We start from the raw sequence: 20,954 nt of genomic DNA, 5'->3' as shown, positions 1-20,954 counted from the left end.
GTCGCAGACTACGGCGTCGACATGCAGTCACCGTCACCAGTCATAGGGAGAGCGCGTAGAGAGGCCAAAGCGATGCCGGTCAGCTCCGCTCGGTCGACGCCCGCGTTGCCCAGAACCTCCATACCGCGAGTTACTGCGACGAAATACGCGGCGAGTGTTCCAGCATCGACATCCGAATCGATCTGACCGATCGCTTGCGCGTCGGCGAGGCAGCGGCGGTACGTGTCACGCAGCGCCGTGTATGCGGAGAGGGCCGTATTGGCTACATCCGAGTCACGTTGCGCCATTTCCATGGTTGCTGTGATGAACAGTGAACCGAACGAGTGCCCAGTGCTCAGGGCAATCGCCAGCTTGAGCATTTGGGCACGAATCTTTTCGACCGGGGTCGACGACGCATTCGCAAGGGCATCGTCGACTGCTGCCACGGCCTCCGTCGCCTCCGCAGTGAGCGCCTTCAGGAACACTTCGCGCTTACCGCCGAAAGCGTTGTACAGACTCTGCTTACCGAGCCCGGTCGCCTTCACAAGGTCATCGAGTGTGGTGCCGCCGTAGCCTGCGATCATGAACTGCTCTCCAGCAGAAGCGATGACGTCCGCTTCGATGAACTTACGAGGGCGTGCCATGCCCTGAGGATAACAGTTTTGGACTGTCTGGAATATAACGCTGATATGGCGTTACGGTTATCGCTCCGTCAAGAAGCCTGGCCGTTGTGACATGTTGACAGAAGCCTTGAATACGTGATGGCGGGCGAGGAGAAGTTGGCGCTCAAACGGCAGTTTCCGCACCCAATCTGGATTCGGCACGGCCGACGCTGATCCGGCAGGTTGAATGCACTCTATGACAGTCACAGATTCTTGGTCCGCATTCATGGCGGTGCTCCAAGAGCTTGCCCCGGTCACCGCAGCGTCGATCCGTCCGCCGCGACCCGCCGCCGAGCGCGAGGCCGCCGAGGATGCCACCACCGTGTGGACCGAGGAACTACGCGAGTTCTACGCATTGCACGACGGCCAGAACGCCATGAACCAGGGCAACTGGGCCGGATCCGCCTTACCGGGGTTCATCCTGCTCTCTCTCGACGAAGTCCAGCAAAGGCACACGAGCCTGCTCGAAAACCCACACCGGATCGACGATCTCGGCGACGAATGGCCGGCGATCATCCGCGCCCAAAAGGCCGGTGAGACCGCGGAGATGTTCATCAGCTCGTACGTCCCGTTCGCCGAGGAAGGTGCCGACAGCAGCACCCTGTACGTCGACACCCGAGACGGGACCCATCGCGGATGCGTGCGCCACTTCGCCGCCGACTCCGCAGACGAAGGATCCCGCTACCACCCCTCCGTGGCTGACTACATCGATTCCGTCTGCCGCAGCATGAAAGACGGCACCGACTTCCAGGAGCTCAGACCCACCGTCGAGGACGGAATCCTGAACTGGGAGTTCGAAATGCCCGAGGCGCCACCGCAACCACCGGCCACAGTAATTTTCCTACCGTTCGCGCCCACCGACTTTCGTCCCTCGCAGGTCAACGACGGCGACGACCTGGTCGATCTCGACGTCGTTCACCGCACCGTCATCGACACCGCCCGTGCCCTGCATCCGGGGTCGGTGGTCGAGGGTGCCCGCGCGGTGTATCGCCGACTACCGCGCCAGCGCGGAGCCAACATGAACTGGTGGGTTCAGGTGAATGGCACCGAAACCGTTTACACCGTGTTCGCCACCGGCACCGGAAACGACATCATCGTCGTCGAACTACCACCCGGTCGAGTCGAATTCGAAGTCGCGGGGCAATGATTGACACGTGCGTGCGCATCCCATCCCCTTTGCTACCTCCATGATTGGCGGAACACCGCATGTCTCGTTCGACAGTGAATGCACTAACGGCCTAGCCGGCTGTCGATGCGAACGCACGCTACATATGCTCGGGCAAAAGTAACACCATTGTCCGCTGCACCCTCGACGGATAGCTACCTTGTAGCGCGCGTTGATTGAGAACCAACGTAGAGCGCCCAGGCTGGGGTGGATGTAGTTTTCGCACCTGGTTCGTTCGGCAACCGTAGAGGCGTTCGGCCGGTGCGGTGATGGTTGCGCCGGTCGGCGGTCACGGGGTCGTTGCTGCTGTTACGCGATCGGAGCTCATTGCAGATCCCATGAAAGCTCCCCTCGCTCGAAGCGAGGGCGCCCGCCCACGAACAGCGAATCCCGAAGCAGCACGTCGTTCAAGACCTCCAGCAGTGCACTGATCGATCGGAACGCCGGCCCGTTCGTATCCGCATCGACCGGATCGAACACCGTCACGCATCCGCTCAGCTCCCCCTGGCGTACATCGACCACGAGCGCGACTGCGTCTCGTTCGGCGAGTGGTACGAAGTCGTCGATGAACCCGTACGCGGGAACCGCGGCCGTTCGCGATGCCGCTTCACCGTCGGACGCAGAGTCCCACGCTTGCACAAACATGGCGCGAAAGCTGTCGGACTGCGCAGCCAACAGGAGATTCAGGTTCGGCAACAACGTATGTCGTTCGTGTTCGCCGAGCGAGTTCACCAGCAGAAACCATTGTTCCATCTCCGCCGGCAACTGAGCGTCACCCTCGGCCGAATCATGCTCAAGTCCCGATTCCCGAACCGCCGCCGACAGTGCGGTCCCGAGGGCGACAGCTCCACGTTCGGTCAGTGTGTGGGCCAGGATCGACCATCGCGATACCACCGAGCCCGAGGGCACCGTGGGGTTCAGGACGCTCGTCACGGGCACGTCAGGGACTGAATGCGCGTAGAGCGGCTCGTCGGCGTCGATGGGCAGTGGTTCGGGCGGCGGGCTGGCGAACTGGGTCATGTCGACTCGGTCGGTATGTTTGAGCAGCGCGCGTTCCGCGGGGGACGATGACGCCCAGACGCGAATGCGAACTTCCGGGTTCGGTCCGGATCGGCCGCGCGCCGATACCTGCATTCTGACGAGACCGTGGAGTTCCGCAAATTCGTTGGACAGCAAGGGAAGTCGTTGACCTACGGCGTCACAGATTTCGAGTTCTTCGGTGACGACGAGGTCGGCTTCTTCGACGACGTCCCATTCGGCAGTGTCGCTGCTTGGAGGCATGGACAGCACTTCTGCGCACATGGTGACGTCGTAGACGGTGCTGCGGTCGAAGATGTCGAAGGCCGACACGATCAGTTGCGCACCTTCCTCCGTCGGGATGATCGCTGGGCCCGGGTATGCGCCCTCGACGCTGGTAACGGAGTCGACCCCACGACGTTGGACACGCACTATCGCAAAGGAGGTTGACAACGTCTCGCACATGATCACCGCCCGACGCTAACCGAGTCATGCGCGCGCCACGATCAACATGGGTTTCGCGGCAGTTACCGCACCGTCAAGATGTCTTGACCGTGTGGTTGATTCACACCGTTCGTGAACCGCGTTTTGGGGTGTCGGGCTGATGTGGCGCTTCGGCACCGAACCATGTACCCGTGGACATCCACTGTTCGTAAAAGTACAGCCACTCACTTGCCCACGGGATGATGGTGTCGGCAATGAAGTGCTCGGTGCCAATGAACTCGTCTTTGTAGTACAGGCAGAGCTCGTTTCCCGGAAAAATGTGTGGCAGTGGTTCATTCGGGCGGGTGTCGAGCGTCGGGTGCAACACTTTCACAGTTGGGCGTTGGCGATGTCTATATCGAACGCCTACTTTGTAGTGGACACTGATCGGGGTTGGCTGCAGGGTTACCGACCAGACAAGCTCCCCCTTCTTCACGATCGGTCCCGGTTCATCCTGGAACTGCTGCTTCAAACGGCCGGCCTGATGTGCAACAGTCAATTGTCGTCCGCGCGGTTTAGCCACCGTAGAACCTGTGCTCGCGAACGGGGGTCGTTGTCGTTGTGGTGGTGAGTAGCCCACCGGTTGCGAAGTGAACTTGCCCGTTCTTGCGTGCGTTGTTGGTTCGTTCGCCGATAGTCTTTTGGGCATTTTGCACTGGCGCGTCGCCGAAGGATTTAGCCATCCGTTGGTGCAGTGCGACTGCGCCATCCGTCAGGCGGAGGAGGTCGCGCAGATCGCGCTCGACAGCCGCGCGCCAGGCGTGGAACTTCATGCGGCGATCTTCGTACTCGTTCCATTTGTCGGCGAAGTTTTCACCAGCACATGCGGGGTTCTCCACCCAGTATCGACCGTTGCGCTCGTCGATGTGTCTGGGCATGCGCTGTACTGCTTTGATTGTCGCGTCGGTCAGGTCCGTTTCGCCCTCATATCCCTTGGCCGCGAGGGTTGTGATGAGGCTGGATGGTGGCCGGTGATCGAGGTCGTCTGCGAAGTACATATCTCGATGTCGCTTAAGGATCTGAACCACGCGGTGGAGTGGCGTTCGGACCCGATGTTTGGGCACTGCGTCGACTGACCCGTACGCGCTGGCAAGGATGGCGCGTTGCTCCTCGAACTGTTTGGCGCATTGCTCACGGAACCATAAGACGTATCCGAGTGGGTCGGACTTCTGCCAGTTCCACAAGTTGCGGTCCGTCAGTTCGATCGCGGTCTCCGACCGCGAATCGGCGTCTGGAATGGCGGGAAGGACGTCCATGTGGAACTTGCCGTAGTGCAGGCACCACGAGCGTCGACCCTCGGAGAGCTCAGCAGGGCTCTCACAGATGTCACTGTCGTGGTCTTTGCGGTAGTCGGCGAGGAGTGCGCCAACCTTTTCCTTCAGATCCTTCTGCGTGATCGACGTCTTTGCGACGTCCAGTTGAGTTACTAGGTCGAGGTCGTACTCACCGGTGCGATTGTGGGGGCGGACGACGGTGCCTAGCATGAAACTGCCCTGAACGAAGACCTGCGCGTTCGCTTGGGCGAGGTGCTCGCCGAGATGCAGATAGCAGCTTTCGGCCGCTTTGAATGCGGCGTCAGTGATGTCGAGATGCTCGATTGTTGTTCCGAGGAGCTGCGAGACCTGCGCTTCTCGGGTGTCAGCGAGGATGGTCATGTGCGATACCTTCGTGTCGAGTGGGCGACGAGGACGAGCGGGGTTTCACGCCGTCTCGAGAGCTAGGACGTAGGTGTTGTCGATTCGGTCGAAAATTCTGAGTTTGGCGTGTGCTCCCGCCATATGGGCACGACCGATCTCGACCGCCGCGGCCGCGGACACCGCTAGGATCAGATTGATCGGGCGATTTCGGTGATTCGCTTCGAGAGTTGCGAGTAACTCCCGCCATTTATCGATGAGAGCTTCCAGGTCTTCGACGCTCTGCAAGATCTTTGGGTTGAGGTTCGCGCCCTTGGCGAAGATGTCGTAGCGGGGCCTACCTTGTAACTCTGCCGGGAGTGCATCCAGGTCCACTGGTCCGCTGATGCTGAATGTGACGACCGGATCGCCGTCGCCTGCCACCTCGTAGACCTCGAACGTGAGGTCCTTACTCCTTCCTTCGGCGTACCAGCCCCACCCTTCTCCCGTTCCGCGTCGGCGGTTATGCACGGTGACGTTGGTGACGTCATCCAACAGGACACCGAGCTGCACGAGGATCGGTATTCGCGCTAGCGCGAACACCGAAATATGGTCGATTTCATTGATCTTGAGGTGGTTGTTCAGCGGTTTCAGGCGCTTGACGAGCGTGAGGATCGACGATTGCCAGTAACTGGCGTCGCTGTCGTCCTCACCGTCTCGGGGACGCAGGTCGACCTCGCAATTTTGGCTGTCGTCGTGAAGGCTGAAATCTGGAAAGCGCTGCTCGCGCAGCAGTGTTCGGATGACAGCTTGCTTGCTGAAATCGACGGCCCGTCCCCGGATGTCCCCTGCAACACGGATCACGGTGGTCTTGGGTCTGCGCAAAAGCCCGGTGAGTTCCCGGACGTCTCGCTCGTGCTGGTGTTTGAATGCAGCAAGCTGTTCCTCGCTGTAAGTGGCCCAGTGCTCACGGGTGTCGATTACCTTGTGCTCGCCCGGACACAGCAGCATCAAATTTTCAGGTTGGGCCCGTTGCTTAAGCGTTTTTTGGCTCGCACCTCGTGGAGATCCCCGCTCTGCGGTGGCGCCGACGATGTGGGCTAGCTGTCCTGTGAACACTGATTGGCCGGTGTTCTCGTTGTCGGCCAGGAACTCTTTGCAGAAGGTGCATCGGCCGCCGGCAGCGACCCACACCCTTCGTGCGTCGAGATCGTCGACCCGTACGCGTTTCCCGTTGCGGTCGATCGCCTTTACTAGTTGAGATTCCTCCGTCGAGTCGCAGTTGTCATGCGAGCGGTCGGTTTTGGTCATCGGTATCGGCTCTGATTCCTGTAGTTCGAGCACATCTAATGGTTCCATCGGCTTGTCGTTCGCAGATCAGACACGTCAGCTTGAAGGCGAGTTGATGTAGAGCCCGCACGTTTGAGCGCATCCCACATAGACAGATCGGCGACGATGGAACACCGGGGTCTGCGTGCGCCGTCGTGAATAGCCCGGCTACGCAGACACGCGATGATCCGTCGGGTCGCTTCTGCAACTGGGACGTGGAGCTAATGTCGTCGCTGTCGACCGTTTCGAGCCATGGTCTGAAGTAAGCGTCCGTAAGCTGCGAGGCTTGGATAGGTGCGACGTCGCCCCAAAGGGGGCGTCATCGCACGACGCAGACTTACCGAGGTTTCGGTTGGCGCTTAGCCTTTTGACCTGCGGGGGTCGTTTCCAGGTGCAATCGTGTCCTTTGCCCGGATCTTCCCATCGCGGTCCTGAATGCTGAGATCGCCACCGCCGAGGTTGCCGACGATCTGGCGTCCCCGGGCGACGGCCTCTTTCTGAGTCGGTGCGTGTGCACTGGAGCGCGTTCCGCCACCTTTGACGTCCCAGCCGCCGTTCGGATTCGTCGTGACGATTCGGTCGTTCTTCTTCACAGGATTCCCCTCGGGATTCGAGAGAAGAGCCGCACCAGAGTATGAATAGCCACAGAGTGCTTGCGTAGATGCGAGCCCTGTATGTAACCTCCCCCGTACAACGGCAAATTGTTGGGTTTGAGGTCTAGCTGGTCACGTACTGGCTGGGCCTCTTCTCATTTCGATACCAGCTAGTGCTGGCGTTGACAGTGTTACCTGACCCTCGTCGGGTAGCAAGGGGTTCTTGAGCCCGGAACGGTCGGTTCGTCCCCATTCTCTATATATCCGCATCTCAGCGGCCCTGTGTGATATTAGTCACTAAATTACACCCCTGCAATTTTCCCTGCGTTCCCAATTTGCCCTCCCGCTGCCCCGTGAAGCGCCTGAAGGCGACCCGGTAGGCGATTTAGTAAGGAAGGGTGCCCAATCCGTGCAGAAGCGCAATAAACGCCAACCGTCCGTAGCAGGCGCAAGCTTCGGCTGGTCACGGCCGTATATCACAAGGGTCCGACACTGCCTGTGTATAGACCTGTGGATAACCTGTGGGTTGACATGAATAGGGATGTGTAGACAATGCCGGGACCAGGATCGCGTTAGTCGTCTTTGTGCGCGGTGCGCCATCCACAGCTCCGGCAATGCGCAGCGCGCGACAAAGGCCGGAAGTGTATTCAGAGATGAAAGTCAAGACGACCAAGGTCGGCCCCCAGCCCGGTCTTTAGACTGCCTAAAAGATCAAACTTCGCACCGGCAGGGCATCGTCAAAGGAACCGCTGGCGGTTGAGTAGTCGGGCTAGGGATACTCGCGTACCAGTTCTGGATGCCTTGCTCGGAGGTAGATGCCACCGAAGGTGATGCGATCAGCCGCCAGCCAACTCCACGCCGACTGAACGAAATCGTTCAATTCGGCCACTGCGTCTGCGACCGTCCATACGACCTTCTCGTCGGACCGAAGGACCACCGTGGGGTCGTCCCAGTCGATGGCAGCTGCTTCGGTGTCGAGTTGTCCGTGCGCTGCGATAGCCGCGAGATCCTCCCCCTCGTCGAACATCCCGAACTGGACCAGTTTTTGGAAGTCCCGGTCTGCAATGAGATCGAAGTTCAGCGCCGCGACCAACCAGCGCCGTGGACTATCGCGCGAGACCAAGACGGCTGCGATCGAAATCCGTCCGGATTCACTCGACGCGGGGATAGACCCGACGACCAGAGCAACCCGGTCGTCGGCGACAGCTATAGGTACGTCTTCGAGCCAGGGCAGCTCGCCGTGAACGCCGAGAGTGAACACGTCGTCGTACCGCCCGGCCAACAGGTCTCGAAGCAAAGGTCCCGTGCTCTTACGGGCGATCTGCCATCGATCGCGTCGAGCGATCGCTTGAACGAGAGTGGTGACGACCGTGATGAGCGGCCCGAGGCGTCGGTCCTCTCTGAAGCGGTTCTTCATACGCCTCCTCGGTGAATTGTCGAGGTCTGCATCAGCGTCGTCATCGTGGTGCGAAGTCATGGCATCGTGGTGACGTCGAGGTGCATCGTGCCTTCCGAATCGGGGTGTTCGATGTACCCGAACGCCCCGAAAGCGTCGTCGACATAATGCAATTCGATGGTCCGTGCGCCGGAATTGGCTAGTGCATGGGTGATTGCGTGGACCAGTTTCGTCAGCACAGACGTTGGTGTGTTCGGTACCGAATCGACGACATCGACGACCGCGGTGGTGTCGTCGTCCCATCGTGCTGCCGCGTGGGCGACGAACGGTCTCCCGGCCGCGTTGTTGACGTATGCCTGCAGCCACGCGGCGAGATGACCGGATGACTGTGCAGCAACGGCTTTGTCAATGTTCAACCCCGCTTCGGCAAGCCAGACTCCGGACTTGTCGTGCTGGGGCACGTTCGAGATGTAGTACGCGCGATCATGTTGAAGGCCACCCTCGGGCCACGACACATTCAACGCCCCGTCGTTCATTCGCGTACGTGTGCCCCAGAACAGCAATCCGGTCCGCAAGTTTTCCTGCCAGTTCGCAAAAGTCTCGGCGACCAGGGAGCCGGGTGTATCGGCCGGCGGTCCAGGTAGGTCGTCGACTGATTGAGGTAGCCGCAATGACAGCGCGAACGTGTTCGGGTTCTTGGCCCAGAGGAAATACACACGGGCAGTGTCGTTTTCGATATGGACGCGCGTGGCACGAAATTTGCTGTCGATCACCCCGCGCAGACGAACACGGCGCATCAGATGTCGTGCGGCGTCCCCGGCTGAGGCCGTGAGGTCAGCGGGGTCGACTCCGGTGACTTCGACCCGCCAGCCCCCATCGGCATCGGTGTTCGGATCCCGAATCTCGTCGGTGTCGAAGAAGGGGCCGACGCGTTCGATGTGCGCTGCCAGTGAAGCGGATTGGGGTCTGATCTTGCGGGCAGAGCAGATGCAATGCCATAGCCGTGGGAAGGCGAAGTTGTCTGGAGCGAGCGTGGGTTCCCCGTCTTGCCCGAGCAGTACCACGTAGATCCGTTGCTTGAACCACATGCGAACGCGCACGCGTTCAGAAGGATGCTCGTCCCTCACCAGTTCGTAGGCGTGGTCAGCCCAACGGTCGCCGAGTAGCGCGCGAGTCCATGCTTCGCTTTCGACCTCGGTGACGGCGTCGAGTAGATCGGCGCGGGCAGATGCGCGGTCGGGGTACGTTGCCGCGAAGGCCTGTACGTGAATGCGCACTGCTACCGGATTGGATTCTGTAGGAAAGGATCCGAGGTCCCCGGCGTCTTGATAGCTGTGGCGGAGGTGGATTTTCAGTTCGGCATCCAGCAGCGATGGACCCTCGAGCGGGTTGGTGTCTACCGGCCAACGCTGATCCGAATGTGTGGAATCAGGTGTCGAGGCAATTTGTGCCAGGAGGTCTCTATGTACTGCTACCGCAGAGCCGTAGCGCGTCGCAATATCTGCGGTCATGGCAAACAGGTCGGGCGGCACCTGATGTTGGCCGCCGTTGGAGTCAGCGGACCGAGACATACTTTCTAGGTGTTGTCAGCATTGCCACATGCTAGCCCATTTCCGAAAATCGGCACCGTTCTCGCGTTCATCGAAACCACGGTCAGTCGACGAAGTCAACCGCAGACGGCGTTAAGGTAACGGAGTCTGCGCATTCGGTCCGAACGACGTCTAACTCAGAACCGTTGTTGCACAATCGTATCCAAACGCGTCTCTGCTCAGTTGACCCGTCACAGCCCGATCTCGTTGACAGCGTTGCCAAGGAGAGGCGCGTGCTCGCGGCGATAGACCTCGACAGAGTCGAGGCTGGCGTGGCCTGTCTGCCGGGCGATGGCGGATCCGTCGGCTCCGTTGCGGGTGCCTTGGGTGACGAAGCCGGCGCGCAGGGAATGCCCGCCCAGCTTGGCGAGCGCGGTTGGGTCGAAGCCGGCGTGGTGCGCCCGCCGGCGGATGGTCTGGTGGATCGCTGCTCCGGACAGCGGCTTGGCACCGAGGTTTCCGTTTTTGGCGATTGCGCGAAACAGCGGCGCGCGAGCGGCGGTACGAGGTAACCCCTCACTGCACACGTGCGCGTCGAACGGTTCGCGATTGCGGAGTAGCCGGATCACTGATGGCCTGCCGCCGAGGTCGAACGCAGCGACGACCTGAACCCATCGGACGTACGCGCAGGGTGGGCAGGTCTCGCAAGAGTCTGTGTACGGCAGTGCCTTCATCGCTCCCCTGCCCTCTTGGTCGGTCTTCGACTTCCGCAGTCGGATGTGCAGACCGTCGTGTCGATGCACAGCGACGTCTCCACAGACCATCTCCGACAGCTCGCTACGGCGGTACGCTCCGGCGGTACGCTCCGGCGAACCCCAGCAACAGGATGGCGGAATCACGGCGCTCGAGGACTTCGTCCGCCCATCCGCGGCACCGTTCTCGGGAGGTCCCGACGAGGAGTTTGATGTCTTCGACCAGTAGCGGGGCTCGCGGGGTGCGGGGTCGGTCCCCAGCCAGGGCATACTCCCGCCCGGATTCCCGACAGGGTGGCGGCGACGAGTTCGTGGGCAGTCGGAGACAGATGGCCTGTTGTGCGGTGCTGATGATTGATCGCCGCTATCCACGTGCCGAAGGTGGCGACGGCATATGCCCGCTCCCCTGTTTCGTTTCGGGTGTCGGCGGCGTCGACGAGGTAGGCGGCGACGGTGATCGGGTGCGCCGGTAGCGTCACGTGACCATTCGTCTCGCACCAGGTGGTGAAGCGTCTCCACGCCGCGGCGTAGGTCTTGCGGGTTCCCTCGGACCGGGAGGAGTGCACGGCACTCGCGATCCGCTTGGCGACGGCGGGTGGGATCTCCGGCTCGACCGCGACCGACCTGCCAGCGTCGGCGGTGCCCGCAACGTTGGTCACGGCAGGTGTTCGGCCTGGTCGGAAGTCCATATCGGCAGCCTAGCGCAGGTCACCGACACGCCTGCAGCGCAAAACTGTGCTGAGCTGGCGTTTCGCCCTATACGGTGCGGAAAATGCAATTTACGGCTGCAAAACAAACACCAATACAGACCAGCTGGTTGCTAGCGCAAGGGGCATGAAGTCGTTACGGTGCCTAGTTACCGATGGCACGGAAGCGTGGGAGGCGAAGGGCAGATGCCAGGGGAATGGAAAGCAGTGGTCACCGGCGCGGGTTCGGGAGTGGGCCGTGAGGTCGCCCTGCAGCTGGCGCGTTTGAACTGGTCCCTTTCCCTCGCGGACAAAAACTTTGATGCCCTCATAGACGTGCAGTCACAGTGTTCGTCGACCACCGATGTCGCACATGTGACCCATCTAGATGTAGCTGATCGAACTGAAATGGACTCATGGGCAGCGACTTCACGCTCAGTACTAGGCGGTATCGATGCGGTGTTCAACGTCGCAGGCATCCTCTATACCGGCGATGTCATCGATACTCCCCCAGCTGACTTCGATCTCGTGATGGCAACCAACTTTGAGAGCGTCGTGAACAGTTCTCGCATCTTCATGCCGGACATCTTGAAGTCACGTCGAGGCCGAATCGTCAACGTGTCGTCCGCATTCGGCTTCATGTCCGCACCCGGGTACTCGGCGTACAACTCTTCCAAATTTGCCGTTCGAGGCTTCACCGAGGCCCTCAATCAAGAACTGCGGCTGGCGTCACGAACCGCGCGTGCGACATGCGTGATTCCTGGTGGACTCAAAACGTCGATCGCGCGGACGGCACGGGCGGCACCGGGCGTTGATCAAGCGCGGACTGCCGATTTCTTCGACAGCCGCATAGCCCGAACCACTCCTGAAGTGGCCGCCCAAAGGATCATTGCGGCTGCGTGGAAGGGAAAATCGCAAGTGACAATAGGTAATGACGCCCGTCTCGTCGCCGCGACCACGCGCGTGCTTGGCCCTCATTACCAACGACTGCTGCCTTCGCTCCAAGCACTGCGGCGGACCTAACAAGTCGTCATCAACAGAAACCACTCACCAGACCTGCGGGGGTCGGTCAATAATGTCGGATAACTGGATCCTGATCGAGACGTTCGGAAACACGGAGCCGTCCGTGATCGGAGTTGGGTCTTCGCCCAAATCCTTTGTTCCACCTCGTAAAGTTCTCCGTAGCTCCGCCAGCCACGAAGAAGCGGTAGTCGCGGTGGCGGACATGCTTTCCACAGGAACCATGGTGGATCGACTGTCCAAGGACCGTTGCAGGCGAGTACTGGCCGAACCACTGCGAACGTTTGCGGGCCGTACGCACGGGGCATGGGTGTGGCTCGGCCGGCGCGATGAGACTCCACCTGCACGAGACGCCGCCGGGGCGTGGCAGTTCAACCTCACGAGGAGCACAGCGAGCGGTAGCGACGATTTACTCGATTTGTACCGCGTTCCACAAGATGAGCGCGAGACCCAGCGTGCACTCGCGGGAGCGTTCACCCGACTTGTCACCAACCGTGACGAGAGCGAAGCTATGGCCAAGATCGTGCAGTCAGCACCCGGCACTACCCATCAAGCAGTTTGGACAGTGAGGCGGGACGACGGCGAACTTCGGGCCGCGCACTTCTCGTGCCGGATGATCGCCGAAGACCAGGCTGCGGGCACCGAAATAATCCTGAGGGGCATCACGCATGACATCGGCCCCGCAGGGGAAATCAATATCGCTCCCCCACCCACGATACTCGAGCATCGCGTCCTGGAGGCGTCAACCAAGGAGGGCGAGTACCGCGCACTGGTCAACCTCAGGACTCTGAACTTGTTGCGCTGGTACAACTCTGAACCTGCACCGAATATTTGCTGGGAAAACCTTCCCGACGAACCGGTACCGGCCATTCATCCGGACGACGTACCAATTGCGAAGCAAATGTCGAATGCACTCGCACGCGAACGCACTAACGGCGTGCTTCGATTCAGAACTCTCGACGGACATTGGAAGCCAATGAAAGTCAACGCGGTTTTGGTCTCGCTTGATCAGCACACCACGGCCGGACTTGTCACTCTGACCGAATTGCGTGAAGAGTAAAGATCTCGCGGATCCATGCGGATCCACGGAGACTATTGCGGACCCAGGTCGATCGCAGCGCCTGCACCGAACCTACGTTTAATAGTTGCGTTTTTTATAAGGACTGCGCGCGTGTCGTGCGCGCATCGCGAGTTCGACTCCATGCAGCTGCCACCGTTCGGGTGGATACCCCATACGCTTCCGCAAGCGACTCGATGCGCTCCTCCGTCTCAGGCTTCCGCCCCCGCTCGATGTCGGCGAGAACAGTGGCCGACATCCCCAACATCCGCGCCGCGTCGCCCTGGGAAAGCGCCGCATGCACCCTCAAGTCTGACAATTTAAGCTGAGACTCCGGGATCGGAACTAGGGCTGCGACCGACGTGTGCAGGGCATTCGCGATTCGACCAAGCGTCGCTGGCGGCGGCGTTGAACGCCCCGTTTCCCAGGTGGATACCGCTTGCCTAGTCGCGCCCACAGTCGCCGCAAGGTCGTCAGCACTGAACCCAGCGCGTACCCGAAGCTCGCGCAACCGATCGGCCCGAAATCCACGAACCCCGCTTCGCGGCACTGTCCCCACTCTCTATCGACCTTCCATGACAGCTTCATCTTCCTTGATCCACGTCATCCTCGACGTCTTGTTAGTTTTATAGTTGCGCGCTAACGTTGCTTCTATGCGCTTGCCCGTTCCGAGTTCCACAACCTTCAACCAATTGCGCGGTGCACCAAACCTGTTCTACAGTCCTGTTGCGCGCCCAAAAGGGATTCCTCGGTGCTTGTCGCTCTCGGCACCGCTTGTAGCGCGGGACATCAGGACGGTTTGCTCACAGATTCCGTCCGATTATTCCTGTCGGGAGTTCCACATGTTCATGTCGCTCACCCTTTCCGCTCCACCATTGCCGTCGACCGCTAAGCCCAGAATTGGGCAGCTTCGAAGTTCAGTGTTGGGCCAACACGGACGGGGCGCGACGACAAGTGCATTCGACCGACATTGCCACTTTCGCCGAGGGTGTGGGGGTGGACCACGGTGAGTGCCGCACGGGATGCGATGAAGTCAAATTTCCTCGCACAGAGACAGTTTTGCGCGTCAATCGTCGTGAATCGGACACATGGCGACTTGATTGCATGCTCGCTCGACCACGGGCATTCCGGTCGCCACCAGTACATCGGTGACGACGGAGCCCTGCTAGCCGAGTGGGGTCCATCCACGTTGTGCACTGATCGGTCCATTCCTTTTAGTGAGCCGTAGACCTCGCAGTTCGGACTGCAACCCGACCCGAGTGGGCTTCTGCTGATAGTCCCGCTCGTGAGCTACAGGAGCTCCCCCGACGTCCTGTAGCTCGAACGGTGGACCGGCGCGAGGGTCGCGCAGTGAGCGCATTTCATCATGTTCAGCGCTGCGCGGCCCCGCCGGGACATCGCCCCTCGAACTCACACCCGTTCTCACAGAAAGGATTCCGATACCCGATGTGGCTTTTTCAGCAGCCTTGGTTCTGGTCGGTGGTCTTCGGCTGGCTCTGAGCCTCTAGCACGTGATGGGTGCGTGCGACTGGCCCACAACCTATGGATCGCACGCACCCATCCACTGTCTCTACTCACTTGATCTAGAACCAATTGTCGCCAGAACGGTTGCTCCGCAATCGCATTCACCAGAACGACCCGATCGCCGGGTCGCACCAGGAAGGGATCGACACACAATGCCAGCAACACCGGGTCGCACCAGGAAGGGATCGACACACAATGCCAGCAACACCGGGCACCGGACACCACCGCTCATCCAACACGCGAGGGCGGGTGATCAAATCGCTGCCCGCCATGGCCGCGGTGACGATCGCCGGCCTGACCATGCAGGCCGCTCCCGCGCAGGCCGCACCCTCGCAGCCGGGCGTTATTGCCCCGCAGGAATCGCAGCCGGGCGTCACCGGCACACCGCAAACGGCTCCGGCCACCCCGCCGCCGGCCGCACCGGCAGAACGCCAGTACCTACCCGGCTACCAGCCCTCACCACAGGTCCGGCAGACCCCGTCGCGTAGCTACGACGACTACCTGGCCGGTAACCAGCAGTCCTCGTACTACCAGAACACCTACTACGAAGCTCCTGCTCCGCAGGCCGCCCCGAGTGAAGCACCCCCGGCATTGCAGGCGACTCCGCCGCCCCCGCCGCCGGTCCCGACGGTGCAGCGCAAGGTCATCGCCCCGATCGACGCACCTGACGGTTATTTCCTCGTCGGCGGTGAACTCGTTCCGTACGACCCGAACATCGTGGACCGCAATTTTGTCGAGCAGTTCAACAACACCACCCAGGCAATCCAAGCCGACGGTGGTAACTGGCTCGTGGACAACGGTTTCGCCGATGCACCTCGTGCCGACCGCATCGCGGCCGGTACCGCAACCGGTGTCATCACCGGTGGCGCTGTCGGCCTGGCTGCATCGGTGGCCCCGGCCGCAGTGATCACCGGCACCGGTGCCGCTATCGGTGGCGCGCTCGGACTTGCGGCAACGACCGCAGCCACACCCGCGGTCATCTGGGCCGGACCGGTGGGGTACATCTTCGTTCCCGGTGCGGCCGCACTCGCCGGTGCCGGCGTCGGCGCTGCCCTGTCGGCACCGATCGTGTTGGGTCTGACCGGTGCTGGCGCTGCCATCGGCGGTGTCCTCGGTGCCACCGTTCTCGGCGGCGAACAACAGATCATCGAAGAGCCGGCCCCCGCACCCGCGGTGGTTCCCCCTGCCGCCGACAGCGTTCCAGAGATCCCGCCGGCCGCGACGGTCGATCTACCCGGGCAGGTTCGCGACACTCTCGCCGCTGACCCGAACGGCCGCCAGGTTCTCGCGGCCGCCGACACCGCAGTCCAGAACGCGGCACCGCTCGTCGACAAGGCCGTCAGCGACGCGTCGGTGTGGACCGCACCGGCCGTCGAAGCAGCACAGGGGTTCACCTCGAAGGCCCTCGAGCAGCCTGCCGTCGCCGACACCGTCGCGGCGGTCAACACCGCAGCCGCACCGATCATCGACCAGGCCAACGCCGCGCTCGCAGGATTGAACGCCGCCTTCGCCCCTGCGTGACCGCTCTCTCCCCGGATTCACCTCTCCCCCAAAGGATTCACCCTCATGGCGCGTGAGCACCACGGTTCGTCGATCGTCAGCGCCACCGGCCCGAGCCGGTCACCGAGACGTCCACAACCACCGCGCGCCGCATCCGGATCCCGTGGCCGCAGTCGTCGTCGAGCAGCCCTGCTGTTCGGCGGCGCTGCTGTCACGGTCGCCGCGGTCGTCACCGGCGTCATCGTGGCCACCGGTGACGACCCGGAGCCCGCGCAGGACCCACTACCGGCCGATGCACTGATCACCTCCGCGCCGTCGACGTCCACCGACACCTCAGCTCCCAGCGAGAGCTCACCGACGTCTGCTCCTGCCGAGTCCGCGCAGGGTGATTGCTCTATGCCCGCGGGCGGGCAGGACAGCGGCGAGAACGCCATCAGGGCATTCGAGCACCGCCTGTACGTCGAACGGTCCGGCGCTGCCGCGTTCGAGCTCATCTCCCCGGCCGCCCCGCTGTTCACCAGCGTGGCGAACCTCGATGCAGGTATCGCCGCGACTCCGGTCGGCTCGACGTACTGCCTCGACCTCGATCCGGTTCTGCCAGGGCTGTTCACCCTCACCGTCAGTCTCGTTCAACCCGACGGGACACCCGGCCCGAAGTACCGAACCCAGCGCGTCACCACCTCCGTGGTCGACGGGCGTCATCTCATCGAATCGATCACCGAAGTAGGGGAATAGACCATGCGCAGTGCCGTCTCCGTCCGACTCGCCGCCCTGACCGCCACCGTGGCCACCGGACTCGTCCTCGTGGTCCCGGTCGCCTCCGCCGCACCCGCAACCGGGTCGCCGTGCGCGCGATACGTGGCGGTCCTGGCACCGGGAACCACCGAGACCCGCGCCGATGCCGACCCCACCAAACCGGCCGGGATGCTCGGACAAGTCGGCCAGGAGTTGCAGCGCCGCTACGGATCTCAGATCCAGGTCGTCTACCCCTCCTACCCGGCACAGGCGTTCCTCCAGTCGGGCATGACGTACGCGACCTCCAAGACCGAAGGCGATCGGGCCACGGTCGACGCCCTCACTCGCTGCCCCGGCTCGAAATTCGTCATCGGCGGCTACTCCCAGGGCGCTCAGATCGCCAACGACGTCGCGGTCGATATCGGGACCGGGTCCGGACCCACTCCGCCGGCCTCGGTACTGGCGGTCGCACTGTTGGCCAACCCCAAGCGCGGCACCGCAGGTGCGAAGGTCGTCGGTCCCACCCTCGCCGGTCAGGGAATCGGAGGACCCGACGCCCGCGGATTCGGTGCCCTGTCGGGGAAGGTCTTCGACATCTGCCACCCCGACGACAAGTATTGCAACACCGAAACGTCCTCGAACTCCTTCCTGGCCTCGCTCGGTCGCATCCTCGCCAACCCACCCGGCACCGTCGAAACAGCAGCCGGAGCCACCGTCACACCCGGCACCGGCGCGCCCACAGCCACCGCAACAGGCCAGTCCACCGCGACATCGACGCAGCCCACCTCGACCAGCGCCACCGAAAGCACCCCCAACCCCACTCCGTCGACGTCGTTGACCCCCGGAGCCGCGACAGCCACCGGCGCAGGTGTAGGTGCAGGTGCGTCGTCGTTCCTGGACGCAGTCACCTCCGACTACGGATTCGCCGACCTCTCCGCCGCACCCGGTGCCGCGTCCTCGCTGGCAGCGTCGGTGGACAAGCTGCAGACCGCCGGCGCTCCGACCTCGACCTCGTCGGCTCTCGACATCGCCGCGATCGGCCAGCAGGCCAAGCTTCTGTCCGGCACGTTCGCACCGGTCGCCCAGACACAGTCGTGGATGGCAGCGAACCCCTCCGCACGCGAGGGCCTGCGCACCGCGGCCGAAGGGTCACCGGAAGCAGCGACCAGCGGAGTCGTCGACGCGCTCGATCAGATCGACATCCCGAAGATCGTCGGTGCCGCCGACCAGGTCGTGAGCTTGGCGAGCAGCGTCCTGTCGGGGGCATCGGCTCTGAGCGGGTCGGCCCCGTCCGCGGCCGTCGCGGCTCCCACCGATGCTGCGAGCACGTACGCGGCCTTGTCCGGCCCCGCGCAGACGTTGAGCACGAGCGTGTCTCCGCTGGCCAGCACCCCGGCCGATCAGCTGGCGACCGCGACATCGGTTCTGTCCGCCATCAAGCCGGTCACGATCATCAACCAGGTTCTCGGCGTGGTGACCGGTGTGACGTCGGTCGACTACAACGGCGTCGCGGCGAACCTGCAAGCCCTCCCCGGATTCTTGCTCTCGGGCAACATCAAAGAAGCGCACCGAGTGTCGGGTGAGCTGAACAATCAGCTCTCTCCGCTGGTGAAGATGGCTGCCGGTGTCGACCTGTCCTCGATCGCACGGTTGATCAGCCTGATTCCGGACCCGTCCGGCACCGCGGCCGCGACATCGATGGTGGCGGGTCTGCTGGCGAACGTCGACGTCATCCGCCTCGCCCGCGACGTCGGCCAGCTCCAAGAGGTCGCATGGCAGGTCGTCGAAACCGGAAACCTCCTCGTTCTCGGTCAATTGCTGCCCATCGGAATCGATCTCGCCAACGTCGCGCTCGGGGTCCTGATGCCGAGCCAGAAGATGTCCGCCGACCAACTGCACGCACCCACGGATGCGATGACCGCGCTGATGAGCACACAAGCCCAGAGCAGCGACCTTGTCGGACTGGGAAATTCGGCCTTGGCGACGGTCACGTCCCCGGACGCCGCAGCGCTGGGGCAGGTCGTCGACGCCGGGGTGACCGCAGCGAGCTTCCTGGGCTCGCGGGTGCACGAGTCCTACGGCCAGTGGCTCGTCGACGGCAAGCGCACCGCCCTGCAGGAAATGGTCGAGATCTACACCGACGCAATCGGAGGCTGACTCCGGCACCGACACCTGTTCTGCCAGAACACAACACCGCATATTCACACCGCATTTTCACCACCAGATGAAGGACATTCGGCAATGGGCACGCAGTCCAGCTCCACCAAGACCGGCATGAAGGCCGGGGCCGCGGTCATCGCGGCTCTGGTCGCGCTGGTCGGCGGCGTGGTGCTGGGCAGCGACAACCCCAAGAAGGTCGACGACTGCCTGCCCACGGCCCCGGTGTCCGGGCAGGTGGCACCGGGACCGGGAAACAAGACCCAACCCGTGCTGGCCGGAACCTACGAGATCACCTCCGGTTTCGGTCCTCGGTGGGGCACGATGCACCGCGGCGTCGACTTCGCCGGGCCCTTGGGTACCCCGATCTACGCGGCGACCTCGGGAACCGTCGCCGAAGCCGGTCCGGCAGCGGGGTTCGGCAACTGGGTCATCATCGACACCACCATCGACAGCCAGCGACTGTCCACCGTCTACGGCCACATGAGCGCCGACACGATCACCGTGAAAAAGGGCGATCAGGTCACCGCCGGCCAACACATCGCCGGCATCGGCAACGAAGGCGGATCGACCGGCCCACACCTGCATTTCGAGGTCTGGCAGGGCGGGCGACTGCCCGACGGCGCAGGAACACCGACCGACCCGCAACCCTGGCTAGCCGCTGCCGCCGAACCCACACCAGCCGCACCTACGACCCCGGACACCGCGGCTGCCTCGTCCCCGGCGATCGTCAATGCCGCCTCGGTCCGCCCGATCGGCGGGGCCGGATGCGCCCGCCCCGCGATCGGCGGCTCCGACCTCAAACCAGGCAGTGTCCCACCCGAATTCGAGCCCTGGATCAACCGAGCAGCGGCCACCTGCCCGGAGATCACCGCACCGCTCATCGCCGGGCAGTTCAAACAAGAGAGCAAGTTCGACGTCACCGCCTACAACGTCCGGTCCGGTGCCACCGGGCCGGGACAGTTCCTGCCCGCCACCTGGGAGCAGGAAGGCGTCGACGGAGACGGCGACGGCAAGCGGGAGATGAACTCGGTCGCGGACGCGGTGATGTCGATGGCCTCCTACGACTGCAAGATGGTCGAGCTGTCGAAGAAGGGCCTCGCAGACGGGCGACTGACCGGCGACGTCGTCGATCTGGCGCTGTCGATGTACAACTGCGGCCCCGGTGCCACTCTCTCCCAGGGCCACACCTGCGCCAACAGTGAATCCCAGGGCTACATCACCAACATCCGCAAGTTCGCGATCGAGGAGTTCACCGCACCGGTCGCGGCGATCGTTCCCGGCGGCCCCTCGTCCGGATCGGCGGTCGTCGACGCCGCAACCCGGTGGCTCGGCACCCCCTACGCCTGGGGCGGAGGCGACGAGCACGGACCGACCGTCGGCACCCGAGACGGCGGGGTCGCCGATATGTACGGAGACTTCGCCAAAGTCGGCTTCGACTGCTCCGGTCTGGTCAAATACGCCGTCGCCCAGGCCACCGCGGGCCGCATCGTGCTCCCGCACCTCGATTCGGCCCAGATCACCGACTCCCGCGGAACGACCATCGCCAACCCCGCCGACCTGCGACCGGGCGACATCATCCAACCCCACTCCGGACACATCTTCATCTGGATCGGCGCGAACACCGTCGTCGAAGCTCCCCAGTCCGGAGACGTCGTGAAGATCTCGCCCTGGACCCCGCCCGCGTCCGGACTGAAAGCCAAACGCTTTGTCTGACAACACGCTTGAATGCCCGCCCTACCCGTCCACCGATGAAA

Annotated in this window: 16 protein-coding genes and 1 pseudogene; 7 read left to right on the top strand and 10 right to left on the bottom strand. The window is 62.6% G+C overall.

The annotated features are described in order from the left end of the window. Positions 1-8 precede the first annotated feature (8 nt). Positions 9-623 (bottom strand): TetR/AcrR family transcriptional regulator, encoded by a 615-nt coding sequence (locus E4P29_RS03410; RefSeq protein ID WP_135041985.1) that lies wholly within the window; start codon positions 621-623, stop codon positions 9-11. A 214-nt stretch (positions 624-837) separates the two neighbouring features. On the opposite strand from E4P29_RS03410, the gene E4P29_RS03405 reads away from it, so the two are divergent. Continuing rightward, a complete protein-coding gene (locus E4P29_RS03405) occupies positions 838-1,788 on the top strand; it encodes an SMI1/KNR4 family protein (RefSeq protein WP_167735367.1) in 951 nt (316 codons plus the stop codon). Positions 1,789-2,130: 342 nt separating this feature from the next. Here E4P29_RS03405 and E4P29_RS03400 read toward each other — a convergent pair whose 3' ends face one another. From E4P29_RS03400 to E4P29_RS03365, 8 genes and pseudogenes are all read right to left on the bottom strand, one after another. Next, on the bottom strand, positions 2,131-3,156 hold the full coding sequence (locus E4P29_RS03400; RefSeq protein ID WP_135041981.1) for a hypothetical protein: 1,026 nt from the start codon (positions 3,154-3,156) through the stop codon (positions 2,131-2,133). Positions 3,157-3,388: 232 nt separating this feature from the next. Beyond that, entirely contained in the window at positions 3,389-3,829 is a 441-nt protein-coding gene (locus E4P29_RS03395) for a hypothetical protein (RefSeq protein WP_135041979.1), read from the bottom strand. Continuing rightward, the gene (locus tag E4P29_RS03390) at positions 3,822-4,961 is read right to left on the bottom strand and encodes a nucleotidyltransferase (RefSeq protein WP_135041977.1); all 1,140 of its coding nucleotides are present in this window, start codon (positions 4,959-4,961) and stop codon (positions 3,822-3,824) included. The genes E4P29_RS03395 and E4P29_RS03390 overlap by 8 nt, the downstream gene beginning before the upstream one ends. A 45-nt stretch (positions 4,962-5,006) precedes the next feature. After that, a complete protein-coding gene (locus E4P29_RS03385) occupies positions 5,007-6,230 on the bottom strand; it encodes an SAVED domain-containing protein (protein ID WP_167735366.1) in 1,224 nt (407 codons plus the stop codon). A 377-nt stretch (positions 6,231-6,607) separates the two neighbouring features. Continuing rightward, a complete protein-coding gene (locus E4P29_RS03380; protein WP_135041973.1) occupies positions 6,608-6,841 on the bottom strand; it encodes a DUF2188 domain-containing protein in 234 nt (77 codons plus the stop codon). A gap of 769 nt (positions 6,842-7,610) precedes the next feature. After that, entirely contained in the window at positions 7,611-8,258 is a 648-nt protein-coding gene (locus tag E4P29_RS03375; protein WP_135041971.1) for a hypothetical protein, read from the bottom strand. Positions 8,259-8,314: 56 nt separating this feature from the next. Next, positions 8,315-9,808, bottom strand: coding sequence for a hypothetical protein (locus E4P29_RS03370; RefSeq protein WP_135041969.1), 1,494 nt, complete (start codon positions 9,806-9,808; stop codon positions 8,315-8,317). 209 nt (positions 9,809-10,017) lie between these two features. Beyond that, positions 10,018-11,207: pseudogene (locus E4P29_RS03365) on the bottom strand (integrase). Positions 11,208-11,411: 204 nt separating this feature from the next. Between E4P29_RS03365 and E4P29_RS03360 the strand changes: the two are divergent. After that, complete coding sequence (locus tag E4P29_RS03360) at positions 11,412-12,227, top strand: SDR family NAD(P)-dependent oxidoreductase (RefSeq protein ID WP_135041967.1); 816 nt, start codon at positions 11,412-11,414, stop codon at positions 12,225-12,227. 52 nt (positions 12,228-12,279) lie between these two features. Next, the gene (locus E4P29_RS03355; protein ID WP_135041965.1) at positions 12,280-13,284 is read left to right on the top strand and encodes a GAF domain-containing protein; all 1,005 of its coding nucleotides are present in this window, start codon (positions 12,280-12,282) and stop codon (positions 13,282-13,284) included. Between the two features lie 94 nt (positions 13,285-13,378). Here the strand turns inward: E4P29_RS03355 and E4P29_RS03350 are convergent, their stop codons facing one another. Next, positions 13,379-13,831 carry a helix-turn-helix transcriptional regulator gene (locus tag E4P29_RS03350; RefSeq protein ID WP_094634011.1) on the bottom strand — a complete coding sequence of 151 codons (453 nt, stop codon included), beginning with the start codon at positions 13,829-13,831 and terminating at the stop codon, positions 13,379-13,381. A gap of 1,169 nt (positions 13,832-15,000) precedes the next feature. Between E4P29_RS03350 and E4P29_RS03345 the strand changes: the two genes are divergently transcribed. The 4 genes from E4P29_RS03345 to E4P29_RS03330 all read left to right on the top strand — a co-directional run bounded on the left by E4P29_RS03345 (position 15,001) and on the right by E4P29_RS03330 (position 20,913). Further along, a complete protein-coding gene (locus E4P29_RS03345; protein ID WP_245154141.1) occupies positions 15,001-16,326 on the top strand; it encodes a hypothetical protein in 1,326 nt (441 codons plus the stop codon). A 45-nt stretch (positions 16,327-16,371) separates the two neighbouring features. Then, entirely contained in the window at positions 16,372-17,040 is a 669-nt protein-coding gene (locus E4P29_RS03340; RefSeq protein WP_245154140.1) for a hypothetical protein, read from the top strand. Positions 17,041-17,043: 3 nt separating this feature from the next. Beyond that, a complete protein-coding gene (locus E4P29_RS03335) occupies positions 17,044-19,197 on the top strand; it encodes a cutinase family protein (RefSeq protein WP_135041963.1) in 2,154 nt (717 codons plus the stop codon). An 84-nt stretch (positions 19,198-19,281) separates the two neighbouring features. Beyond that, positions 19,282-20,913, top strand: coding sequence for a peptidoglycan DD-metalloendopeptidase family protein (locus E4P29_RS03330; protein ID WP_167735365.1), 1,632 nt, complete (start codon positions 19,282-19,284; stop codon positions 20,911-20,913). The last annotated feature ends 41 nt before the right edge of the window (positions 20,914-20,954 follow it).

Source organism: Rhodococcus sp. 1R11, assembly GCF_004563845.1.
Lineage (GTDB): Bacteria > Actinomycetota > Actinomycetes > Mycobacteriales > Mycobacteriaceae > Rhodococcoides.
This window is presented reverse-complemented; position numbering and strand designations above follow the sequence as displayed.